The sequence below is a fragment of the Vibrio sp. 10N.222.54.A3 genome, assembly GCF_041474095.1.
Lineage (GTDB): Bacteria > Pseudomonadota > Gammaproteobacteria > Enterobacterales > Vibrionaceae > Vibrio > Vibrio crassostreae_C.
This window is the reverse complement of sequence record NZ_JBFRTN010000056.1, coordinates 1-21,773: the sequence shown is the minus strand read 5'-3', so window position 1 is coordinate 21,773 and position 21,773 is coordinate 1. Positions and strand designations below refer to the sequence as shown.

Below are 21,773 nucleotides of genomic sequence, written 5' to 3'. Positions count from 1 at the left end.
CGTAAAAAAAACGCCACTGTCACGAAAACTGAGATTTAGCTCAAGGTTCGAAGCTACTTACAAGTGAGAGGTTAAAACATCGAGATTTGGTGATTGCCTTTTTGAGCTGGAAACTGAGCCAGTTCGGGCAGTAATAATGATGTATTTTCAGAGACTTGCTTTTGTAGCCTCTTATAAATAGCAATCGCAAGTTCAGGTGCGTGGTTATTGTCTGGGGTGTGGATCATTAAATAGGGCTGCTTGCCTTCATTAAGCCAGTTTGGGATTTTGGCAAACCAAGGCTTAAAAAACTCAATATTAGGTTCTTGGTCTGGGTGACCAATAAATCGAATCATCGGGTTATTGGCGGTAGCAATTGCATGAACAGGAACACGCGGTTTTTTCTGATGCGCATCGATCACCGCTTCTGTGGTGGGTGGCGCAGAGAAAACGGGGCGGCTGTCCATGATGATGCGATTGATGCCTTCCTCAACCAGCCATTGGTTGAAGCGTTTTTCCGCATCGCCCTTATCAAAGAAACCTAAGTGTCGAACTTCGACGCCAAGCTGCATATCTTTTGGGAATAAGGTGCAAAACTTTTGTAGGGCAGGCAGCATGCTGGGCTCAAAACTGTGCGGCAGCTGAATCGTCCATTGACCAATACGGTCATGCAGTGGCGACATCGTCATCAAGAACTCTTTGAGTTCGGCTTGGCAGTGTCTCAGTTGTTGCTGGTGGGTGATGAATTTGGGCAATTTGAAGGTGAACTTGAAATCATCGTGACTGGCGGCTTTCCAATTGTGAACGGTAGACATACTTGGCGTAGCGTAAAAGGTGGTGTTGCCCTCAACGGTATGGAAAACTTGGGTGTATTTTTCCAAGCGTTCGGCAGGCTTGGTGCCTTTACCGTAGAACTGACTTTGCCACTCAGAATGAGACCACATAGTTAATCCAAGTCTTAGAGGTAAAGTTTCTGTTGTTATTACACGATTATCCATCTATTACACCGTTATCCATCACGCCATCAGTCATTACAAAAAGTTTTTGGGTTGAAACGAAAATCTACTTTACGAGAGTTTTGCTGATTAAGGTACTTTCGAGATATAATTATCGCAATTTTTTCGGTTTTGATGAATCTTTGCGCACTTGATGGGCTAAAAAGCAGCAAAGCCAGATAAAACACAATAAATTCGAATGTGGAAGGTCGATTTTAAGCGAGTTTCCGCGTATAAATGTTCCTTTGCTCTGTTGTGTGGAATGACCACTGACAGCTTGGAAATTAGTAAATAATTAAGAGATTGGGAAATTCATTATGCGTACCCATTACTGTGGTAACCTGAACAAGTCCCTGGCGGGACAAACTGTAGAATTGTGCGGCTGGGTAAACCGTCGCCGTGATTTAGGCGGTCTTATCTTTATTGATATGCGTGATCGTGAAGGCATCGTTCAGGTTGTTGTCGATCCAGATATGAAAGATATCTTCCCGATCGCTAACCAACTGCGTAATGAATTCTGTATCAAGTTTACTGGTGAAGTACGAGTTCGTCCGGACAGCCAAGTAAATAAAGACATGGCTACTGGTGAAGTAGAACTTTACGCGACGGGTCTAGAGATCATTAACCGTTCAGAAGCGCTTCCACTAGACTTCAACCAAACGAACTCTGAAGAGCAGCGTCTTAAGTACCGTTACATCGATCTTCGTCGTCCAGAAATGAGCGACCGTATTAAGCTTCGTGCACGTGCTTCTAGCTTCGTTCGTCGTTTCCTAGATGAGAACTTATTCCTAGACATCGAAACGCCAGTACTAACGAAAGCGACACCAGAAGGTGCTCGTGACTACCTAGTACCAAGCCGTGTTCACAAAGGTAGCTTCTACGCACTTCCTCAATCTCCTCAGCTTTTCAAGCAACTGCTGATGATGTCTGGTTTTGACCGTTACTACCAAATCGTTAAATGTTTCCGTGATGAAGATTTACGTGCTGACCGTCAGCCTGAATTTACTCAAATCGATATCGAAACATCTTTCATGACTTCTCAAGAAGTACGTAACGTGACTGAGAAGCTTGTTCACGATATGTGGAAAGAACTTCTAGATGTTGAACTAGGTCAATTCCCAGTAATGCCTTTCTCTGAAGCGATTCGTCGTTTCGGTTCTGATAAGCCAGATCTACGTAACCCACTAGAGCTAGTTGACGTTGCTGACTTGGTTAAAGATGTTGAATTCAAGGTATTCTCTGGCCCAGCTAACGACGAAAAAGGTCGCGTAGCAGTTATCCGTGTTCCAGGTGGTGCTAAGCTAACTCGTAAGCAAATCGACGGCTACGCTGAACATGTAAACATCTACGGCGCGAAAGGCCTAGCTTGGATGAAGGTTAACGACCGTGCTGCAGGCATGGAAGGTATTCAATCTCCAGTTGCTAAATTCCTAAGCGAAGACGTAATCAACGGTATTCTAGATCGTACTCAAGCTGAATCTGGCGATATCATTCTGTTCGGCGCAGACAAAGCGGGCATCGTTGCTGAAGCAATGGGCGCACTTCGTCTTAAACTAGGTACGGATCTAGAGCTAACAGACACATCTGCATGGGCTCCACTGTGGGTTGTTGACTTCCCAATGTTCGAAGAAGACGGCGAAGGTAACCTACACGCAATGCACCACCCATTCACATCACCACTAGGTGTGAACGCAGAAGAGCTAAAAGCGAACCCAGCAGCAGCAAATTCTGATGCATACGACATGGTAATCAACGGCTACGAAGTAGGCGGCGGTTCTGTACGTATCCACAACGCAGAAATGCAAACAGCGGTATTTGGTATCCTAGGTATCGAAGCACAAGAGCAACAAGAGAAGTTCGGCTTCCTACTTGAAGCGCTTAAGTACGGCACGCCACCTCACGCTGGTCTAGCATTCGGTCTTGACCGTCTAGCAATGCTGCTTTGTGGTACTGAGAACATCCGTGACGTTATCGCATTTCCGAAAACAACAGCTGCAGCATGTCTACTGACAGACGCGCCAAGCCTAGCGAACCCAGCATCACTGGAAGAGCTAGCAATCGCAGTTAAACTAGCGAAGAAAGAAGACTAATCAAGCGATTAGCCTAACTTTCTACTGAAGCTTTGAGTTTTCGATAGAGCTAAATTTTGTAGTAGAACAATAAAATGCCCGTTAATTTGACGGGCATTTTTTTTTGCGTTCGATATACTAAGCTCATAAAGCATGTATAAATAATCAGTATTTGAAGTTATGTCTATTATCTTAGGGATTGACCCTGGCTCACGCATTACCGGTTACGGTGTTATTCGTCAAAATGGCCGCCACCTATATTACTTAGGGAGTGGTTGCATTCGCACCTCAGAAAAAGAGTTGCCGGGTCGACTCAAGCAGATCTATGCAGGTGTGAGCGAAATTATTACTCAGTTCCAACCGGATGTGTTTGCGATAGAGCAGGTCTTCATGGCGAAGAATGCAGACTCAGCGCTTAAGCTTGGGCAAGCTAGGGGCAGCGCGATCGTAGCGGCTGTAAATGCGGATTTGCCTGTTCATGAATACGCGGCTCGTTTAATTAAGCAAGCGGTGACGGGTAATGGTGGTGCAGATAAGTCGATGGTTCAGAACATGGTGATGAGCATGCTTAAGTTACCCGCTAAACCACAGGCCGATGCTGCCGATGCTCTAGGCGTAGCGATCACTCACGCCAACACCAATAAAACTTTGATAGCGCTTGCGGGTAAAGCAACAGGTGCAAGAAAAGGGCGTTACCGATAACCATAGGCTATGGCGTTTCTGAAGACAGAATCATTCGGTTTCTTAAGCTAAGCAAGCTTAAATAAATCATCTTAATAAACACAAAGAACTGGATAAGCATCCAGTTCTTTTATATTCTGTCCCTCAAATTATATTCCATCAAGAGAGTGAATTGTGATCGGACGTCTACGCGGTACATTAATAGAAAAACAGCCACCAGAATTACTAATCGAAGTGAGTGGCGTTGGCTATGAAGTTCAAATGCCAATGAGCTGTTTTTACGAATTACCAAACGTGGGCGAAGAGGCAATCATCTACACGCACTTTGTTGTACGTGAAGATGCGCAGCTACTTTATGGTTTTAACACGGTTAAAGAGCGTGCGCTGTTCCGTGAAGTGATCAAAGCGAACGGTGTGGGCCCTAAGCTAGGCCTTGGCATTCTTTCAGGCATGACGGCTAGCCAGTTTGTTCAAAGTGTTGAACGTGAAGACATCTCGACGCTGGTTAAACTTCCGGGTGTGGGTAAGAAAACCGCTGAACGTCTGGTTGTTGAAATGAAAGACCGCCTGAAAGGGTGGGGCGCGGGTGACTTGTTTACTCCAGCGACAGATGCAGCTCCGATTGATTCTATGCCAACCGTTCACGACGCGGAAGAAGAAGCGGTAAGTGCGCTACTTGCATTAGGCTACAAGCCGACTCAAGCTTCCAAGGTGGTTTCTCAAGTGGCTAAAGATGGCATGACCAGTGAACAGTTGATTCGCGAAGCTCTGAAATCGATGGTTTAATACCCAATATACGTGTTCGACAAAATAGACTCATTCACTTTGCCTTTACACAGAGTCAAGAAGCGCAGAGTCAACAAGAGCATAGTTAGGAATAGCAGAATTTATGATTGAAGCCGATCGCCTTATTGCACCGGATAACCCAGTATTCAAAGATGAAGATGTCATTGATCGTGCAATACGCCCTAAAGCACTGGCTGACTATCAAGGTCAGGATCACGTTCGTGGCCAGATGGAGATTTTCATCAAAGCGGCACAACTGCGTAACGAGGCGCTCGACCATCTGTTGATATTTGGCCCTCCAGGCTTGGGTAAAACCACGTTGGCGAACATTGTTGCCAATGAGATGGATGTCAACATTCGTACGACTTCAGGCCCTGTTCTAGAAAAAGCAGGCGACCTAGCGGCGTTACTGACCAATCTCGAAGAAAATGATGTCCTGTTCATTGATGAGATTCACCGTTTAAGCCCTGTGGTTGAAGAGGTGTTGTACCCTGCAATGGAAGACTACCAATTAGATATCATGATTGGTGAAGGCCCAGCGGCACGCTCTATCAAGATTGACCTTCCTCCTTTTACTTTGATTGGCGCAACCACTCGTGCTGGCTCACTGACATCGCCGTTACGTGACCGTTTTGGTATTACTCAGCGTCTTGAGTACTACAAGGTTGAAGATCTACAAAACATCGTTCAGCGCAGTGCAGACTGCCTTGGTCTTTCTATGGAGTCCGAAGGGGCGCTAGAAGTTGCTCGCCGAGCTCGTGGTACGCCACGTATTGCTAACCGTCTACTGCGCCGTGTTCGTGATTATGCGGAAGTAAAAGGCGACGGGCATATTTGTCCGGAGGTTGCTGACAAAGCGCTAAACATGTTGGATGTCGATGCTAAAGGTTTCGACTACATGGATAGAAAGCTTCTGCTGGCGATTATGGAGAAGTTTGGTGGTGGTCCGGTAGGTATCGACAACATGGCTGCCGCGATTGGTGAAGAGAGAGACACTATTGAAGATGTGTTAGAACCTTACTTGATTCAACAAGGTTACCTACAAAGGACGCCAAGAGGTCGAATCGCGACCGACAGAGCGTATTTACACTTTGGAATAGATAAACCCTCCAATCGTTAAATTATTCATTTTTAAAGATCCCAGTTGCATAAGCGCTGGGTTTTTTTGCTTTTTACTGAATAACAACTCTTTGAGCGAGTCGATAAAAAGATCGAAAAGGGAGCTTCAAAAATGGAAACTTTGATTTCAGGTTTGATTTAGATAACAGGAAATGAAATAAGTTGTCATATTTTTTGTTAATACTTTATAGGTAGTTGTAATTCGGATGTTGAGGCGGTGCTGAGCATTTGTCACAGATATCATGCGCTGTTATTAAGACAAGCATAATTGGTGTGATTTTAATCATAATTGTACAAAAAAAACTCTAATTTGCTCGAATAAATTTGATACAAATCAACGCAGGGTTCTCCCATAAACCTTTTGAAACATACTGATTTTACCAGTAATATTAGCGCCAGCTATATTAGCTCATGCTTAACAATAATCTAACTATAACGGTACGTTTTTGCTACAAATTTCAACTTGTAATAACAATTACATAAATTGTTTTAACATGGATTTTTGCGGTGAATAATCACACAAGTGTCATTCAGCCGACACAAAGGAGTTACCATGATTGATGTTGTTGATCTGTCGCGATTGCAGTTTGCATTTACAGCGATGTATCACTTCCTATTTGTTCCACTGACTTTAGGTATGGCATTTCTACTTGCCATTATGGAGTCAGTTTATGTAATGACTGGCAAGCAAATTTACAAGGACATGACCAAGTTCTGGGGTAAATTGTTTGGTATTAACTTTGCTCTTGGTGTAGCGACAGGCTTAACCATGGAGTTCCAGTTCGGTACTAACTGGTCTTACTATTCTCACTATGTTGGCGACATCTTTGGTGCTCCGCTGGCTATCGAAGCGCTTGTTGCATTCTTCCTAGAGTCTACTTTTGTTGGTCTTTTCTTCTTCGGTTGGGACAGATTGTCGAAGCGTCAACACTTAGCGGTAACATGGTTAGTAGCACTTGGTTCTAACTTTTCTGCGCTTTGGATCTTGGTAGCTAACGGCTGGATGCAAAACCCAGTGGGTGCGGAATTTAACTTTGAAACTATGCGTATGGAAATGGTGAGCTTCGCTGAAGTTGTACTAAACCCAGTAGCACAGGTTAAATTCGTACACACAGTAGCGTCTGGTTACACAACGGGTGCGATGTTCATCCTTGGTATCAGCTCATACTACATTCTTAAAGGTCGTGACCTTGCCTTTGCTCGTCGTTCTTTCGCGATTGCAGCATCTTTCGGTATGGCGGCGATCCTGTCAGTAATCGTACTAGGTGATGAATCTGGTTACGAGCTTGGTGAAGTTCAGAAAGTGAAGCTAGCTGCTGTAGAAGCAGAGTGGCACACGGAAGAAGCACCAGCAGCATTTACTGTTTTTGGTATTCCTAACCAAGAAACAATGGATACTGACTACGCAATTAAGATCCCTTACGTAATGGGTATTATTGCAACGCGTTCTCTTGATAAAGAAGTAACGGGTCTACGTGACCTACGTGATGACCACGTTGATCGCATCCGTACAGGTATGTACGCATACGAACTACTTGAGAAACTACGTGCGGGCGATAAGTCTGAAGAAAACATGGCAGCGTTCGATGAAGTGAAAGGTGACCTAGGTTACGGTCTACTTCTTAAGCGCTACACAGATGACGTTGTTGATGCAACAGAAGACCAAATCCAAATGGCTGCGGATGATTCAATCCCAACAGTTTGGCCTCTATTCTGGTCATTCCGTCTGATGGTTGCTTGTGGCTTCATCATGCTGTTTGTATTCGGTGCTGCGTTTGTTCAAACGTGTCGTCAGAAAATCGAACAGAAACCATGGGTACTTAAAGCTGCGCTATTCTCAATCCCACTGCCTTGGATTGCGATTGAAGCAGGTTGGTTCGTTGCTGAGTTTGGTCGTCAACCATGGGCGGTTGGTGAAATCCTACCGGTTAACGTTGCTGCATCAGCACTAACTATTGAACAGCTTTGGACTTCTCTATTCGCTATCCTGGCATTGTACACAGTGTTCTTGATTGCTGAAGTTTACCTAATGCTGAAATTCGCACGTAAAGGTCCAAGTAGCTTGAAGACAGGCCGTTACCACTTCGAACAAAACGATAACTCTGTTGAAGACAAAGTTAGCCGTTCAGTTGAAGTATAAGTGAGGGAATATTAATGTTTGATTACGAAAGCTTACGACTCATTTGGTGGGTATTGATCGGTGTTCTACTGGTTGGTTTCGCCGTAACTGATGGCTTCGATATGGGTGTTGCCGCTCTTTCTCCTGTTATCGGTAAGAGCGACACTGAACGTCGTATTATGCTCAATACTATTGCCCCTCACTGGGATGGCAACCAAGTTTGGTTGATCACTGCTGGTGGTGCATTATTTGCTGCATGGCCGCTGGTTTACGCAACGTCGTTTTCTGGCTTCTACTTCGCAATGTACGCGACGTTAGCTGCGCTTTGGTTACGACCACTTGCACTTGACTACCGTTCTAAGATTGAAGACCCAAAATGGCGCAAAACTTGGGACTACGCACTTTGCTTTAGTGGCACAGTACCCCCAATCATTTTTGGTGTTGCATTTGGTAACCTATTACAAGGTGTACCATTTGATCTGAACAGTCTAATGATGTCAAAGTACCACGGTACGTTCTTCGCTCTGTTGAACCCGTTTGCATTACTATGTGGCGTGTTGGCTCTAATGTTGTTCGTAATGCAAGGTGCAACATGGCTTCAAATGAAGACAACAGAAGATCTGCATCGCCGAGCTCGTAACGTTGCTCAGATCACTGGTCTAATTGCAATTGTTCTGTTCGTTATTGGTGGCTTCTGGGTTAAATCTATCGAAGGCTATGTAATCACGAGCACTATCGATACGTTTGCAGACTCAAACCCACTAAACAAAGAAGTATCACTTCAAGTGGGTGCTTGGATGACAAACTTCGAAACTTATCCAGCAATGTGGGCGGCGCCGATCCTTGGTGTAGCAATGCCACTGCTTGCTGTGATTGCATCTCGCTTTGAGCGTGGTGGTTTCGCATTCTTGTTCTCAAGTCTATCTAACGCTGGTGTTATTTTAACGGCTGGTTTTGCAATGTTCCCATTTGTAATGCCATCTAGCCTGAACCCTAGCCATAGTTTGACTATGTGGGATTCAACAGCTAGTGAGCTAACGCTTGGTCTTATGACCGCAGTTGCGGCGGTAATGGTTCCTGTGATTCTTGGCTACACAACTTGGACATACTACAAAATGTTCGGTCGTCTAGATAAGAAACACATCGAAGATAACGACGTTTCAGCTTACTAAGCTAGAAGTGAAATAACTTAGGAGAAATTTTATGTGGTATTTCGCATGGATTTTGGGTGTACTTCTAGCATGTGCATTCGGCATCATTAATGCTCTATGGCTAGAGCATTCAGAAATGATGGACAAAGACAGTGAGTAATCTCGCAGAGCAAATCGCTAAGCTGCATCAACCAATGGATAAGACTCTGCTTAGAGCCTTAGCCCTAGCATTGGGTTTCATGCATGTGGGTTTAGTGATGTGGGATCCTGAAGCGTATGCGACAAGCATCGGTGGCTTTAACGCGATCATCGGACCAATGTTTATTTGGGCAGTATGCTCAAGCATGGTTTACGGTATCGGATTTAAGCCAAGAGCTTGGATGTGGCAGCTACTGTTTAGCCCATATGTTTCACTCACAATTTTGCTCTACCTAACGGTGCTGCGCCTTCTATAAAAGGCAAAGGATTTAGGTTCATAACAACGTGAGCCTTTATACTTGTTGGGTTTTTAGCCAAAAAGAGGTCATCTTATACAGATGGCCTTTTTTTTCGTCTCTCAAATCAAAAAATTCACAGCGATATACTATTAATGATAAGGAGTTAGGTTATAGTGAGATCTTTATCGTTTTGGATTGTGGTAGCAAATTGCAGGGATTATCTAAGCTATTTACGTGGCCAGTGACTGTGTATTACGAAGACACCGATGCGGGTGGCGTTGTATACCATTCAAACTATCTTAAGTTTTTCGAACGCGCTCGAACTGAGATGTTGCGCTCAATTGGCGTTTCTCAGCAAGTATTGTTAGAACAAAACATCGGTTTTGTAGTCCGACATATGGACATTGATTTTATTCAAGGCGCGCGTCTTGATGATTCTTTACAAGTCATTACAAATATTTACGAGTTGAAGCGAGCTACCTTGGTCTTCTGTCAAGAGATCGTAAATCCTGATGGCAAGGCATTGTGTAAAGCAATGGTTAAGGTAGCATGTATCGATAATCAAAAAATGAAACCCAAAGCAATGCCAACATTTATTCTCACGGAGCTAACGAATAGTGACTGCTGAAATCTCAATCTTAGGCCTAATTTTAGAAGCTAGTTTACTAGTTAAGATGGTCATGCTGACTCTTATGGGCATGTCTGTTGTTTCTTGGGCGATGATCATAAAAAGAAGTAAAGTGTTATCTCAAGCTTCTAAACAAACAGAAGTGTTTGAAGACAAATTTTGGTCAGGCGTTGATCTTGCAAAACTGTACCAAGAGAGCAACAAACGCAAAGACGAGCTTTCTGGTACTGAAGAAATTTTCTACGCAGGCTTTACTGAGTTCGCTCGCCTTCGTAAATCGAATGCAACATCACCTGACTTCATTATGGAAGGCACTGGCCGTGCGATGCGCGTTGCCGTTGCTCGTGAGGTTGATGAACTAGAAACTAACTTACCTTTCTTGGCGACCGTTGGCTCTATCAGCCCATACATCGGCCTATTTGGTACGGTTTGGGGCATCATGCACTCATTCATCGCATTAGGTGAAGTGAAGCAAGCGACGCTCGCAATGGTTGCTCCTGGTATTGCAGAAGCACTGATCGCAACAGCAATGGGTCTATTCGCTGCGATTCCAGCGGTAATGGCGTACAACCGCTTCAGCAGCCGAGTAGGCAAGCTAGAACACAACTACGCGACTTTCTCTGAAGAGTTTCACAGTATTCTTCACCGTCAAGCGATGGCTGGCAGGGAATAATAGATGGCTGGATACCAACCTAAAAAACGCAAAATGACAGCAGAGATTAACGTTGTACCTTACATCGACGTTATGCTTGTTTTGCTGATCATTTTTATGGTGACTTCGCCGTTTGTTACTCAAGGCGTTGACGTTGAATTGCCTCAGGCTTCAACGGCTAAATCGGCACAAGACCTACTGGGTGACGACAATGCAAGTTTCATCATCGTTGAAGTGAACAAAGACGGTGAACTTGGCTTGAGCGTTAATGACGAAGAAGTACAGCGTGGCTTATCAATGGAAGATATTATCGTCCGTGTGAAAGCCGAGTTGTCTCTGAAGCCAAACTCTCCAGTGGCGGTTGGTGGTGATGCCGCAACGCCATACGCTGAAGTGGTTTTATTACTTGATGAATTAAGCCGTGCAGGTGTGCCAAAGGTTGGCCTTTTAACGGATATAAGGGAATAGCTCCGTAGCATTCATGAAAGCGAATAATAAAAAATCCAATAATTTCAGATCACCGCTTCTTATTTCTCTTGGGCTGCACGTCATTTTATTCGTTGCGCTCATTTGGGGGGCGGATTTCACGATGTCAGAGCCAAAGCCTACAGGGCAGATGGTTCAAGCAGTGGTGATTGATCCTCAGTTGGTTCGCCAGCAAGCTCAACAGATTCGTCAACAAAGAGAAGCGGCAAGCAAGAAAGAGCAAGAGCGTCTTGACAAACTAAGACGTGAAAGCGAACGACTTGAAAAGAATCGTAAAGCTGAAGAAGAAAATATTCGCAAGCTAAAAGAACAGCAAGCGAAAGAAGCTAAAGCAACTCGTGAAGCTGAAAAGCGTCGAGTTGAGAAAGAGAAACAACGCAAAGCTGAAGAAGCGCGTTTACAGCAAGAGCAAAAGAAAGCCGCTAAAGCCGAAGCTGACCGTAAGCTAAAAGAAGCTGCGTTAGTGAAAGCCGAGAACGAGCGTAAAGCCAAAGAAGCGGCAATCGCAAAAGCTGAACAAGAACGCGTGGCAAAAGAAAAAGCAGCGAAAGAGGCAGCAGACAAAGCTCGTAAAGAGAAAGAAGCCGCTGAACTCGCGGAAAAGCAACGCATAGCGAAAGAGAAAGAAGCGGCAGCCGCAGCAGAGAAAGCCCGTAAGGCAAAAGAAGCTGCAGCAAAAGCAGAAAAAGAGCGTAAACAACAAGAAGCCGCATTGAACGATATCTTTGCTGGGCTTGAAACGGAAGCGACTCAAAACTCTTCAGCAAGACAACAATTTATCACTGATGAAGCGCAACGTTACGGGGCTATCTATACCCAACTGATTCAACAGAACCTGTTGTTAGAAGACAGCTATCGAGGACGCTCATGTCGAGTGAACCTTAAGCTGATTCCAACGGGCTCTAACGCGATATTGGGTAGTTTGAGTATCTTAGATGGCGATAGCCGTTTATGTGCAGCAACCAAGCGTGCGGTGGCACAAGTACAATCTTACCCGTTGCCTAAAGACCCAGACATTGTGAACTCACTGAAAGACATTAACTTAACTGTATCACCAGAGTAAAAGGACGAACTTGTGTTAAAGAAACTATTACTGAGTTTTGTTTTCTTAATAGCTACAAGCAGCCAGTTTGCACATGCAGCGCTGGAGCTGGTTATTACAGACGGTATTAACTCTGCAAGACCTATCGCTATTGTACCTTTCCGTTGGGAAGGCTCAGAGCCATTGCCACACGATGTATCAGCGGTTATCGCTTCTGACTTACAGCGCAGTGGTAAATTCAGCCCAGTTGCGACAAGCAAAATGCCTCAAACGCCTTACAGCGAAACTGAGGTTAACTTTGATGCTTGGACTAACCTAGGTGTTGACTCATTGCTTACCGGTAGTATCACTAAAAATGCCGAAGGGCAGTATGTGGTGAATTACCAATTGATCGACATTGTTCGTGGTCAACTGACCAAAGGACAAAGTCGTGCGCTGAGTGATGAAGGCCAATTAGTGCTTTCTAAAGATCACGTTCTATTCAATAAGAAGGCTACGGTTCCTGGTAATCGCTTGAGAGAGTACGCACACCGTATCTCAGACCTAGTGTATGAAGAGCTAACTGGTGAGAAAGGCGCGTTCTTAACTCGTATCTCTTACGTGGTAGTGAACGATAAAGACAAGTACCCGTATCAACTTCGTGTTGCTGACTACGATGGCTTTAACGAGCGTTTAGTACTTCGTTCTAAGCAGCCTCTCATGTCTCCAGCATGGTCACCAGACGGCAAAAAGCTAGCTTATGTGAGCTTCCAGAATGGCCAAGCTGAAATATTCATCATGAATATTTACACGGGTGAACGTGAGAAAGTGACGTCATACCCTCGTCACAATGGTGCGCCAAGATTCTCGCCAGATGGTAAAACATTGGCATTGGTATTGTCGAAAACGGGCAGCCTTCAGGTGTACACACTTGACCTTGCTAGCCGTAAGCTGACTCAAATTACCCGCGGCCGTTCGAATAATACTGAACCATTCTGGCACCCAGATGGCAAGTCTCTTATTTTCACATCGGATCGTGGTGGTAAACCACAGATTTATAATGTAAATTTGTCCAATAATTCGACTTCTCGTATTACTTGGCAAGGTAGCCAAAACTTAGGTGGCCAGATCACTCCTGATGGTCGATTCATGATCATGGTGAATCGCAGCAACTCAGGTTTTAACTTGGCTAAGCAAGATTTGGAAACCGGTGCGGTTCAGGTACTAACAAAAACATTGTTAGATGAGTCTCCAAGTATTGCACCGAATGGAGGTATGGTTATCTATAGCTCTATTTACAACAAAACAAATGTACTATCGATGGTTTCTATCGATGGACGTTTTAAAGCTAGATTACCGGCAACTAACGGACGCGTAAGAGCGCCTGCATGGTCACCGTTCCTCTAGGGAAAATTACATATTCTTTTAGCTATTGATAGTGTTAACTATTGTGGCATTTAACTATCTATAGCACTCTTAGTCGCTGTAGAAACTAAGTTTGATAACGTAAGGAAAAAAAGATGCAACTTAACAAAGTTCTTAAAGGCTTGATGATTGCACTACCAGTGATGGCAGTAACGGCATGTAGCTCAACTGATGAAGCAACATCTGCAACATCTGGTACTGAAAGCAACCAAACAACTTCAGGTTCAGAAGGCAATGTAGACACAACTGTTGTAACGCCAATTGACGCTAACGGTCAACTGTCTGAGCAAGAGCTTAAAGAGCAAGCGCTACGTGAAACTCAAACAATCTACTTCGCATTCGATAACTCTACTATCGCTGGCGATTACGAAGAAATGCTAGCAGCTCACGCAGCATACCTAGTTAAGAACGTTGACATGAACGTTACTATCGAAGGTCACGCTGATGAGCGCGGTACTCCTGAGTACAACATCGCACTTGGCGAGCGTCGTGCACAAGCTGTAGCGAAATACCTACAAGCTCTAGGTGTTCAAGCTGACCAAATCTCTATCGTAAGCTACGGTGAAGAGAAGCCACTTCTTCTAGGTCAATCTGAAGATGTGTACGCTAAAAACCGTCGCGCAGTACTAGTTTACTAATTTTAGTAGACTATATAATTGAGGAATTGCCTCATGTTCAGTAACACAAAGCGAGTCATTTTGCTTTCGTTACTGGCAAGTGCAGCGAACACCGCGTTCGCTGCACCAGCTCCAGTATCCGATCTCAATAGCACCGCAACCAATTCATCATCTTCCTCTCGATCAGCATCTAACGAATCAGATATTGAGCGTTTAGAGCGCCTGCTTCAAAATCGCAATCTCGTTCAGCTTCAAATGCAACAGCAAATCGACGACATGGCACTGGAGATCAGTGAACTTCGTGGTGAGCTGGAACGAAACAGCTACGATATGAAGCAAATGCTAGAGCGTCAGCGTGAACTGTTCATTGAACTGGATCGCGTAAGAGGCGAGGTGAAAGCAGCAGGAACAGCAACGGTAGCAGTGGCGGCGAGCGAAGGCTCTAAAGACGCTTCTGGTACGTTCAGTACTGATGTGGATGAGCAAACTGCTTATCAAAATGCTGTAGATATGATTCTAAAGCAACGAGACTACACGGGTGCTATCGCTGCATTCCAAAAGTTTCAAAAAGACTTCCCAGATTCTACCTTCACACCTAACTCACATTACTGGTTAGGTCAGCTTTATTTCGCTAAGAAGCAAGATAAAGAAGCCGTGAAGAGCTTCGCTGCTGTTGTGTCGTACAAAGACTCAAACAAGCGAGCAGATGCACTGGTTAAGCTTGGTGACATAGCAGCGCGCAACAACAACGCGACGCAAGCTAAGAAATATTACCAACAAGTCGTAACCGAGCACCCAAACAGTGCTTCGGCTAAAGTGGCCAAAACCCACTTATAACCAAAATAGGGGTGCTTAGGCGCCTCTTTTTTATACCTGTTCACTTCCGTTTAGTGTTTACTTCTCTTGCTAGTGATGACAACACATCGCCTTGTTTATGCGTTTTAAGCATTAGCTAGTCACCGCTTGCAACCAATCCTTTTTGATCCCAATCGCTGTCCTGTGTAGAATACTCGGATTCTCGGAAGAAGTTGCGTAGAGCAAGAGCAATGAGTCATATACTAGATAAAATCGATACAGTTTACCCGTTTCCGCCTAAGCCAGTTCCATTGAGCGACGCTCAGAAACAGGCCCACATCGCAAACATCAAAAAACTACTTCAAGAAAAAGATGCAGTTCTAATTGCACACTACTACACCGATCCTGAAATTCAGGCTCTGGCAGAAGAAACTGGTGGTTTCGTTGGCGATTCATTAGAGATGGCTAAGTTCGGTAACCGTCACTCAGCAAGCACTTTGATCATCGCTGGTGTTCGTTTCATGGGGGAGTCTGCAAAGATTCTTACTCCTGAAAAACGCATTTTAATGCCAACACTTGAAGCTGAATGTTCGCTTGATCTTGGCTGCCCAGCTGACAAATTTACAGAATTTTGTGATGCTCACCCTGACCACACTGTGGTTGTATACGCGAACACCTCTGCAGCTGTTAAAGCTCGTGCAGACTGGGTAGTTACGTCGAGCATCGCTTTAGAAATCGTTGAAAGCCTAGACGCTGAAGGCAAACCCATTATTTGGGGGCCAGACCGTCACCTAGGTTCTTACATCGCAAATCAAACTGGCGCTGACATGTTGCTTTGGCAAGGTGAGTGTATCGTTCATGATGAGTTCTCAGCTGATGCTTTGAAGAAAATGAAATCGGTATACCCAGAAGCGGCTATCTTGGTTCACCCAGAATCACCAGCAAGCGTGGTTGAACTGGCTGATGCTGTAGGCTCAACAAGCCAACTGATCAAGAAAGCAAAAGAGCTGCCTCATCCACAGATGATTGTTGCGACAGACAAAGGCATCTTCTTCAAGATGCAGCAATTGGTTCCTGAAAAAGAGCTGATTGAAGCGCCGACAGCGGGTGCAGGTGCAACGTGTCGTAGCTGCGCACACTGTCCTTGGATGGCAATGAACGGCCTTGAAGCGATTGAAAACGCGCTTGAGAATGGTGGTGAGCAACACGAAATCTTCGTTTCTGACGAATTACGCGTGAAGTCTCTTATTCCATTGAACCGCATGCTAGATTTTGCAGAGCAGTTAAATGTGCAGGTAAAAGGTAACGCGTAAGTCGTTCTTTTATCTAACCAATAAAAAAACCAGCCAATAGTGCTGGTTTTTTTGTATCTGCGTATAGGCCGCCAATATCAATCTTGTGGTCATGTATCTTTTTCTGATGATACATCTTGTTGATATCGCGTATTTTTTCTAGCATGTAAGTAAGAGGAAAAGATTAGAGGCTCGAATGATAATCTGGTTACAACTCAAACGCTGGATCAAAGCAAACATCTTTGTTTTGAATAGCAAAAACTTACTGTTCACTTTTCTTGGCTACATCGCTTTATCGTGGTCGATGCTGTATTTGGCGGGTGAAACAGATTTAACCAGTTCGGTTACCGTATTCGCTTACTACTTGGTGGTGACGGCTTCTACGGTTGGTTATGGTGATTTATCACCGACCACGGTAGCGGGGCAGTGGATCGTTATTCTATTTGTGATTCCAGGCGGGTTGAGCCTTTTTGCCGCGTTGCTCGGTAAAGTGGCGACAGAAGGTGTTGAATATTGGCGAGCGGGCTTGCTAGGAAAAAGGAGAGTTAGAGTGGACAACCACATTTTGATGTTGGGGTGGAATGAGCAAAGAACCATTCATCTCATCCGCATGCTACAACACGAAGAAACGGGTAAACGACCAATCGTGCTATGTACGCGTTCAGATATCGAGAACCCGTTACCCGGTGAAATCAATTTCGTCAAAGTAAACAGCTACACCGATGGCAAAGAGATGGAGAAAACGGGCATTGAGTCTGCAAGTTGCATCCTGATTGATAACCCAGAAGACGACATTACGTTATCTGCGGCGCTTTACTGTGCCAACCGAAACCCTAAAGCGCACCTTCTTGTTTACTTTAAAGATGAAGCGCTGAGCGATTTGTTACACAAGCATTGCCCTAACTCAGAATGTATTCCAGCGGTGGGTGCTGAGATGCTAGCAAAGGCTGCGGTAGACCCAGGTTCCAGTGCGCTTCACCAAGAATTATTGAGCTCAACAAGAGGCATGACACAGTATTCAACGTATTTCCCTGAAGACGCTGAGTCTGTCACCGTCGCGCCTATTTTCTCAGTGTTTAAAGAGAAGTATCAAGCAACTCTGATCGCCATTGATACGGGGAGCGGTATTGAACTCAACCCAGAGTTAGATCAAGTGGTCAGCAGTGGCACTAAGCTGTTTTATATTGCTGATGAGCGAATTGATGACTTCGATTGGAAAGGCTTCTAAAGCGACTATTTTATTTCGTCTGAAAACTAAAAAAGGCCTCATAATGAGGCCTTTTGGCTTGTATAAAGCTAACTGTTATTGAGCTTCAGCCAGTGCAATGCCACGCTGCGTTAGTCCGCAAAGCATCACAGGAACAGCGTTAAAGATCTCTTCGAACTGCTCTAGGCCTTCGATGCCTTGCTCTGCAAGCGTAGCAATTGACGTTTCTGGATCGTAAAGCATGCTCAGTGACAGCAGGACACCGCCAACGAGTGCGTTATCTTCGCTCTCTTCAGGCATTAGTGTTTCCCAATCGTCGCGAGCAATCTGCCAGCCTTGAAGCAAGCCTTCACAAAAATCACGAGCGGCAGTGTTCACCACTTCTTCGTCGTCTAATTGACAAGCTTCAGGCCAAACCCAAGTCCCTTCAATCAGTTCTGGGCGGGTTTTATTCCAAAGCTCGATGATAACTTCAATGTAGCTTTCTAGCTGTTCACCATCCGTAAAAGGTGCGACTTCTTCGCCACCCCATAAGAACGGTAGCCACTCATGCGGGGTTAACACATTCGGTGCCGCTGCCATTGCAGTGACAAAGCCCATTGTTTTGTGTTCTGTGATTAGCTTTCCTTCCAACTCTGGAAGCGCAAGAATATCTTGTAAAGTCAAAGTGAGGTACCGTAAAAGGGAACATATTTGCGCTTATAGTACCAATGAACTTGTGCCAATCAAGCTTCAATCTAAAAAGGCTTGATGTCATGGATGATAAACACTAGGTTTAACAGAAAAGAAAACAATAAAAGAATTATGCAGATACGGTCGTCTTTAAAGAAAAAAAGCATGGTAGCGCTTGGATTATACCTTGCGATGTTTATTGCCATTGTCGGTAGTGTGACGTATTACGTCGTAGAATCCCCTGTGCGCGCCAAATTACAACAAAACCTCGACTTGCGTACGCAACTGTTATCCGCATTGATTACAGAGCCACTCAGTAGTTCTCGAGGCTTCGTAGACAGTCTCGTTGGGTTTGCTCAAGCGCATCGTAACGGTGATGATGTTATTCCGCTCTTTAAGTCCATGTTGGCGGCGAGCGACGATACAATTGTCAGTGCCGGTATTTGGCCCGAACCTTATGCGCTTGATTCTAAAAAGCTTCTCAACAGTTACTTTTTTAATAAAGCCGACGATGGAATAATCGACCAGATATATTCTTACAACAACCCCCAAAATGCCCCTTATCAAGAAGAGTATTGGTACACCTCTGTCGTCAACCAAAAACAAGGCACGATCTCTTGGAGCGATGTGTATATCGATCCATACACACACGTTCGAATGATTACGGCGTCTTCCCCTTATTATTACGACGGTACTTTTGCCGGTGTTGCCACGGTGGATCTCTCGCTCGAAGAGCTGCTTGGTTTTATCAAGAACCACGCCGAAGAATACAACCTTGGCATTACGCTCAGAGATAAGCTTAACCAAGTGTTGGTTTCGCATAACTTTAATCTCGTTGAAGGCATTTACATCAGTAGCAATCAATTTGGTGATTTCGGCTGGCAAGTGGATGTGGTGAACTCCAAATCACGAGTAGAAGACGAAGTGTTTCGTCAGGTGATGAGCATTGAAGGCGGTATTGTTCCGCTATTGCTACTTTGTGTCATGGCGGGGTATTACTTATTGAACCGTTATTTGATTAGTCCAATCACAAGGATTGCAGCACAGGTTGATAGTTCGAAAGCCGGCGAAATCATTGATGTGGATTACTCGAGTGATGACGAAATCGGCCATTTGATTAAAACCTTCAACGAAAAGACCATTTATCTCGAAGCGGAAAAGGTTAAAGCTCAGGCATCCACCAATGCAAAAACCGCTTTCCTTGCGACCTTGTCACATGAAATTCGCACTCCGATGAATGGGGTATTGGGTACCGCTCAAATCCTATTAAAAACGCCTCTAAATTCTGAACAAGAGAAGCATCTTAAGAGCTTGTATGAGTCCGGCGATCATATGATGACTCTACTCAACGAGATCTTAGACTTCTCGAAGATCGAGCAGGGCAGGTTGGATCTTGATGAAACGCGTTTCCCGCTTGATTCGATCATCGGCAGTATTAACAGTGTTTACTACACATTGTCTTCCGAGAAAGGGCTTCAATTCAAAGTGTACTCTGAGGTGACTTCGGGTCGTTGGTACTTCTCAGATAAAGCTCGCCTTCGCCAAATTTTGTTTAATCTATTGAACAACGCGGTGAAGTTCACCTCCAGAGGCTTTGTTGAGGTGTACCTGAAAGAAGTTGTAGAGGGGAGTGACACCTATCTGAGCATTCGAGTTCGTGATACCGGAATTGGTATTTCTAAAGAAGCTCAGAAGCGTATTTTTAAACCGTTTGAACAAGCGGAGTCTTCGACCACAAGGCGTTTTGGCGGTACTGGCCTTGGCCTCGCGATTGTGAAGAAAATTGCCCAGTTGATGGATGGCAGTATTACCGTCACCAGTGAAGAAGGGATAGGCACGAGTTTTGATGTTCGCTTGAAGATTCAGCCATGTCAGCCAGGAGAAATCGAGAGTTTGCCACATAAGAAGTTGGACTACTCTGGCTTAAAGGTACTGATCGTCGAGGACAACCGAACTAACACGGTGATCATTGAAGCCTTCATGAGCAGTAAAGGCTTTACCTGTAAGAGCGTCGAAAACGGTGAACTTGCGATACAAGCCGTGGTTGCTGAGCGCTTTGATTTGGTGCTCATGGATAACCATATGCCTGTGATGGATGGCGTTGAATCAACCACTGCTATTCGTGCTTTGATAGGCGATGTGTCATCGGTATTGGTGTTTGGTTGTACGGCTGATGTCTTTAAAGAGACTCGTGAGCGTATGTTGGGGGCAGGTGTGGATTATATTATTGCTAAGCCGATTGACGAGCGTGAACTGGATGATGCCTTGTTCCGCTATTCAAATAAGCTTTATCAATACCATGAAGTAAAAGCGGATGAGCTCGAAAGCCAAGACGTAAAACCACACGATTCGAAAAGTAAAAGCGAGTCACTGCCTAAACCTGATCTTCGCAACAAAGATAACACTGAAGAGCTGTTAGTGACGTTGTATGTGGCGCTAGAAGACAACAACCTAGAACTGATTCAATTTGCACTAGAGAGCCTACGTGTCCACGTTGAAGCTATGAACAACGCGGAACTTACTGAACAAGTCGATAAAGCGTTAGAGCAGGTTGCTTTAGGATCACCACCTACACAAGATGTCATTAATATCATTACTGTAAATCTACCTATGGCTTAAATGTTGTTTAATTACGGTAAGTAAATGACGAACTGTCCAATATTTGACCTTGGTTGGGTTTTTTGGTGAAAGTGACTGCTTTTAAAGTGGTTTTTGGTTGTTAATTTACAACTTGATTTTTAATTTGGAGTGTATGACTACTAATCTTGTGATTTAATAGCGACATTATCTGGTGAGGTGCAAATGTGCCTTGTTTATATGTTACTAAATCACTAATTAAGCAGTGATATATTTTAGGTTTGTCGTCAATGAAGTCTCGTGGTCCATTTTGTATTCGAAACGCAGCTGCGGATACATTTGCTATGGTCGTTTTCTGTTTTATTTCTGGCATGATCGTAGAAGTGTTTATTTCTGGTATGACGTTTGAGCAATCTCTTGCTTCTCGAACGTTATCTATTCCTGTAAACATTGCTATCGCTTGGCCTTATGGCGTTTTTCGTGATTGGTTCTTACGCAATGGTGCAAAACTTTCAGAAAGCTCATTGATGAAAAACTTGTCTGATTTGATGGCATACGTGTTATTCCAGTCTCCAGTGTATGCGGGTATTTTGTTGGCAGTGGGTGCTTCAGGCGACCAGATCGTTACGGCTGTCACCAGTAATGCAGTTATCTCGTGCGGTATGGGCGTACTTTACGGCTACTTCCTCGATATGTGTCGTAAATGGTTTCGAGTTCCTGGCTACTATCAACAAGCTTAAGAAAAGCAACAAGCGTAAGTGCAGCGAAAGAATGAAATTTGGTTTGTTTTTGATCTAATGAGTTAATTTGTAATCGAACAAACCGAAAAAGGCACTTTTTTTGAGAATGCCCCTTGACCAAAGCAAGCAGAATCAATAAAGTAGCGCCTCGTTGAGTGACATGCTCAACACACAATTTGTGGAAGGATGGCTGAGTGGCTTAAGGCGCTCGCCTGGAAAGCGAGTATACGTTTATAGCGTATCTGGGGTTCAAATCCCCATCCTTCCACCACTATTCAAAACCCTAGCAGAAATGCTGGGGTTTTCTCGTTGTGCGCCGAGCATG

General features: G+C 44.5%; 21 protein-coding genes and 1 tRNA gene. 20 read left to right on the top strand and 2 right to left on the bottom strand.

All coding sequences use genetic code 11. From position 1 onward, the window contains the following. Window positions 1-71: 71 nt before the first annotated feature. The gene (locus AB4507_RS12720) at window positions 72-977 is read right to left on the bottom strand and encodes a DUF72 domain-containing protein (RefSeq protein WP_029235140.1); all 906 of its coding nucleotides are present in this window, start codon (window positions 975-977) and stop codon (window positions 72-74) included. Window positions 978-1,291: 314 nt separating this feature from the next. On the opposite strand from AB4507_RS12720, the gene aspS reads away from it, so the two are divergent. The 17 genes from aspS (at window position 1,292) to AB4507_RS12635 (ending at window position 17,480) form a co-directional block, all read left to right on the top strand. Beyond that, window positions 1,292-3,064 (top strand): aspartate--tRNA ligase, encoded by a 1,773-nt coding sequence (gene aspS / locus AB4507_RS12715; protein ID WP_065585130.1) that lies wholly within the window; start codon window positions 1,292-1,294, stop codon window positions 3,062-3,064. A gap of 159 nt (window positions 3,065-3,223) precedes the next feature. Then, complete coding sequence (ruvC, locus tag AB4507_RS12710) at window positions 3,224-3,745, top strand: crossover junction endodeoxyribonuclease RuvC (protein ID WP_008219936.1); 522 nt, start codon at window positions 3,224-3,226, stop codon at window positions 3,743-3,745. 153 nt (window positions 3,746-3,898) lie between these two features. After that, window positions 3,899-4,510: a Holliday junction branch migration protein RuvA gene (gene ruvA / locus AB4507_RS12705; RefSeq protein WP_017062079.1), complete on the top strand. Its 612-nt coding sequence runs from the start codon at window positions 3,899-3,901 to the stop codon at window positions 4,508-4,510. A gap of 103 nt (window positions 4,511-4,613) precedes the next feature. Continuing rightward, a complete protein-coding gene (ruvB, locus tag AB4507_RS12700; RefSeq protein WP_017062078.1) occupies window positions 4,614-5,630 on the top strand; it encodes a Holliday junction branch migration DNA helicase RuvB in 1,017 nt (338 codons plus the stop codon). A 552-nt stretch (window positions 5,631-6,182) separates the two neighbouring features. Then, the gene (gene cydA / locus AB4507_RS12695) at window positions 6,183-7,769 is read left to right on the top strand and encodes a cytochrome ubiquinol oxidase subunit I (RefSeq protein WP_017630634.1); all 1,587 of its coding nucleotides are present in this window, start codon (window positions 6,183-6,185) and stop codon (window positions 7,767-7,769) included. Window positions 7,770-7,783: 14 nt separating this feature from the next. Continuing rightward, window positions 7,784-8,920 (top strand): cytochrome d ubiquinol oxidase subunit II, encoded by a 1,137-nt coding sequence (cydB, locus tag AB4507_RS12690; RefSeq protein WP_372182781.1) that lies wholly within the window; start codon window positions 7,784-7,786, stop codon window positions 8,918-8,920. Window positions 8,921-8,951: 31 nt separating this feature from the next. Next, on the top strand, window positions 8,952-9,059 hold the full coding sequence (gene cydX, locus AB4507_RS12685) for a cytochrome bd-I oxidase subunit CydX (RefSeq protein WP_000270284.1): 108 nt from the start codon (window positions 8,952-8,954) through the stop codon (window positions 9,057-9,059). After that, complete coding sequence (gene ybgE / locus AB4507_RS12680; protein WP_372149198.1) at window positions 9,052-9,354, top strand: cyd operon protein YbgE; 303 nt, start codon at window positions 9,052-9,054, stop codon at window positions 9,352-9,354. The genes cydX and ybgE overlap by 8 nt, the downstream gene beginning before the upstream one ends. Window positions 9,355-9,526: 172 nt before the next feature. Further along, window positions 9,527-9,964: a tol-pal system-associated acyl-CoA thioesterase gene (ybgC, locus tag AB4507_RS12675; RefSeq protein ID WP_017062074.1), complete on the top strand. Its 438-nt coding sequence runs from the start codon at window positions 9,527-9,529 to the stop codon at window positions 9,962-9,964. After that, complete coding sequence (gene tolQ / locus AB4507_RS12670) at window positions 9,954-10,637, top strand: protein TolQ (RefSeq protein WP_017062073.1); 684 nt, start codon at window positions 9,954-9,956, stop codon at window positions 10,635-10,637. The genes ybgC and tolQ overlap by 11 nt, the downstream gene beginning before the upstream one ends. Before the next feature lie 3 nt (window positions 10,638-10,640). Continuing rightward, the gene (gene tolR, locus AB4507_RS12665; RefSeq protein WP_017062072.1) at window positions 10,641-11,084 is read left to right on the top strand and encodes a protein TolR; all 444 of its coding nucleotides are present in this window, start codon (window positions 10,641-10,643) and stop codon (window positions 11,082-11,084) included. A gap of 13 nt (window positions 11,085-11,097) precedes the next feature. Then, window positions 11,098-12,165 (top strand): cell envelope integrity protein TolA, encoded by a 1,068-nt coding sequence (tolA, locus tag AB4507_RS12660; protein ID WP_017062071.1) that lies wholly within the window; start codon window positions 11,098-11,100, stop codon window positions 12,163-12,165. 12 nt (window positions 12,166-12,177) lie between these two features. Further along, a complete protein-coding gene (gene tolB / locus AB4507_RS12655) occupies window positions 12,178-13,530 on the top strand; it encodes a Tol-Pal system beta propeller repeat protein TolB (RefSeq protein ID WP_017062070.1) in 1,353 nt (450 codons plus the stop codon). Window positions 13,531-13,643: 113 nt separating this feature from the next. Continuing rightward, on the top strand, window positions 13,644-14,186 hold the full coding sequence (pal, locus tag AB4507_RS12650; protein ID WP_017062069.1) for a peptidoglycan-associated lipoprotein Pal: 543 nt from the start codon (window positions 13,644-13,646) through the stop codon (window positions 14,184-14,186). Between the two features lie 33 nt (window positions 14,187-14,219). Further along, the gene (gene ybgF / locus AB4507_RS12645) at window positions 14,220-15,002 is read left to right on the top strand and encodes a tol-pal system protein YbgF (RefSeq protein ID WP_017072257.1); all 783 of its coding nucleotides are present in this window, start codon (window positions 14,220-14,222) and stop codon (window positions 15,000-15,002) included. 209 nt (window positions 15,003-15,211) lie between these two features. Further along, on the top strand, window positions 15,212-16,273 hold the full coding sequence (nadA, locus tag AB4507_RS12640; protein ID WP_017062067.1) for a quinolinate synthase NadA: 1,062 nt from the start codon (window positions 15,212-15,214) through the stop codon (window positions 16,271-16,273). A 175-nt stretch (window positions 16,274-16,448) separates the two neighbouring features. Further along, a complete protein-coding gene (locus AB4507_RS12635) occupies window positions 16,449-17,480 on the top strand; it encodes a potassium channel family protein (protein WP_372182780.1) in 1,032 nt (343 codons plus the stop codon). Between the two features lie 75 nt (window positions 17,481-17,555). Here the strand turns inward: AB4507_RS12635 and AB4507_RS12630 are convergent, their stop codons facing one another. After that, entirely contained in the window at window positions 17,556-18,125 is a 570-nt protein-coding gene (locus tag AB4507_RS12630) for a UPF0149 family protein (protein ID WP_017062064.1), read from the bottom strand. 171 nt (window positions 18,126-18,296) lie between these two features. Between AB4507_RS12630 and AB4507_RS12625 the strand changes: the two genes are divergently transcribed. The 3 genes from AB4507_RS12625 (at window position 18,297) to AB4507_RS12615 (ending at window position 21,719) form a co-directional block, all read left to right on the top strand. After that, window positions 18,297-20,750: a hybrid sensor histidine kinase/response regulator gene (locus AB4507_RS12625; protein ID WP_017062063.1), complete on the top strand. Its 2,454-nt coding sequence runs from the start codon at window positions 18,297-18,299 to the stop codon at window positions 20,748-20,750. A 248-nt stretch (window positions 20,751-20,998) separates the two neighbouring features. Then, complete coding sequence (locus AB4507_RS12620; protein WP_017062062.1) at window positions 20,999-21,448, top strand: L-alanine exporter AlaE; 450 nt, start codon at window positions 20,999-21,001, stop codon at window positions 21,446-21,448. Window positions 21,449-21,628: 180 nt separating this feature from the next. Further along, window positions 21,629-21,719, top strand: a tRNA-Ser gene (locus tag AB4507_RS12615). Window positions 21,720-21,773 lie beyond the last annotated feature (54 nt).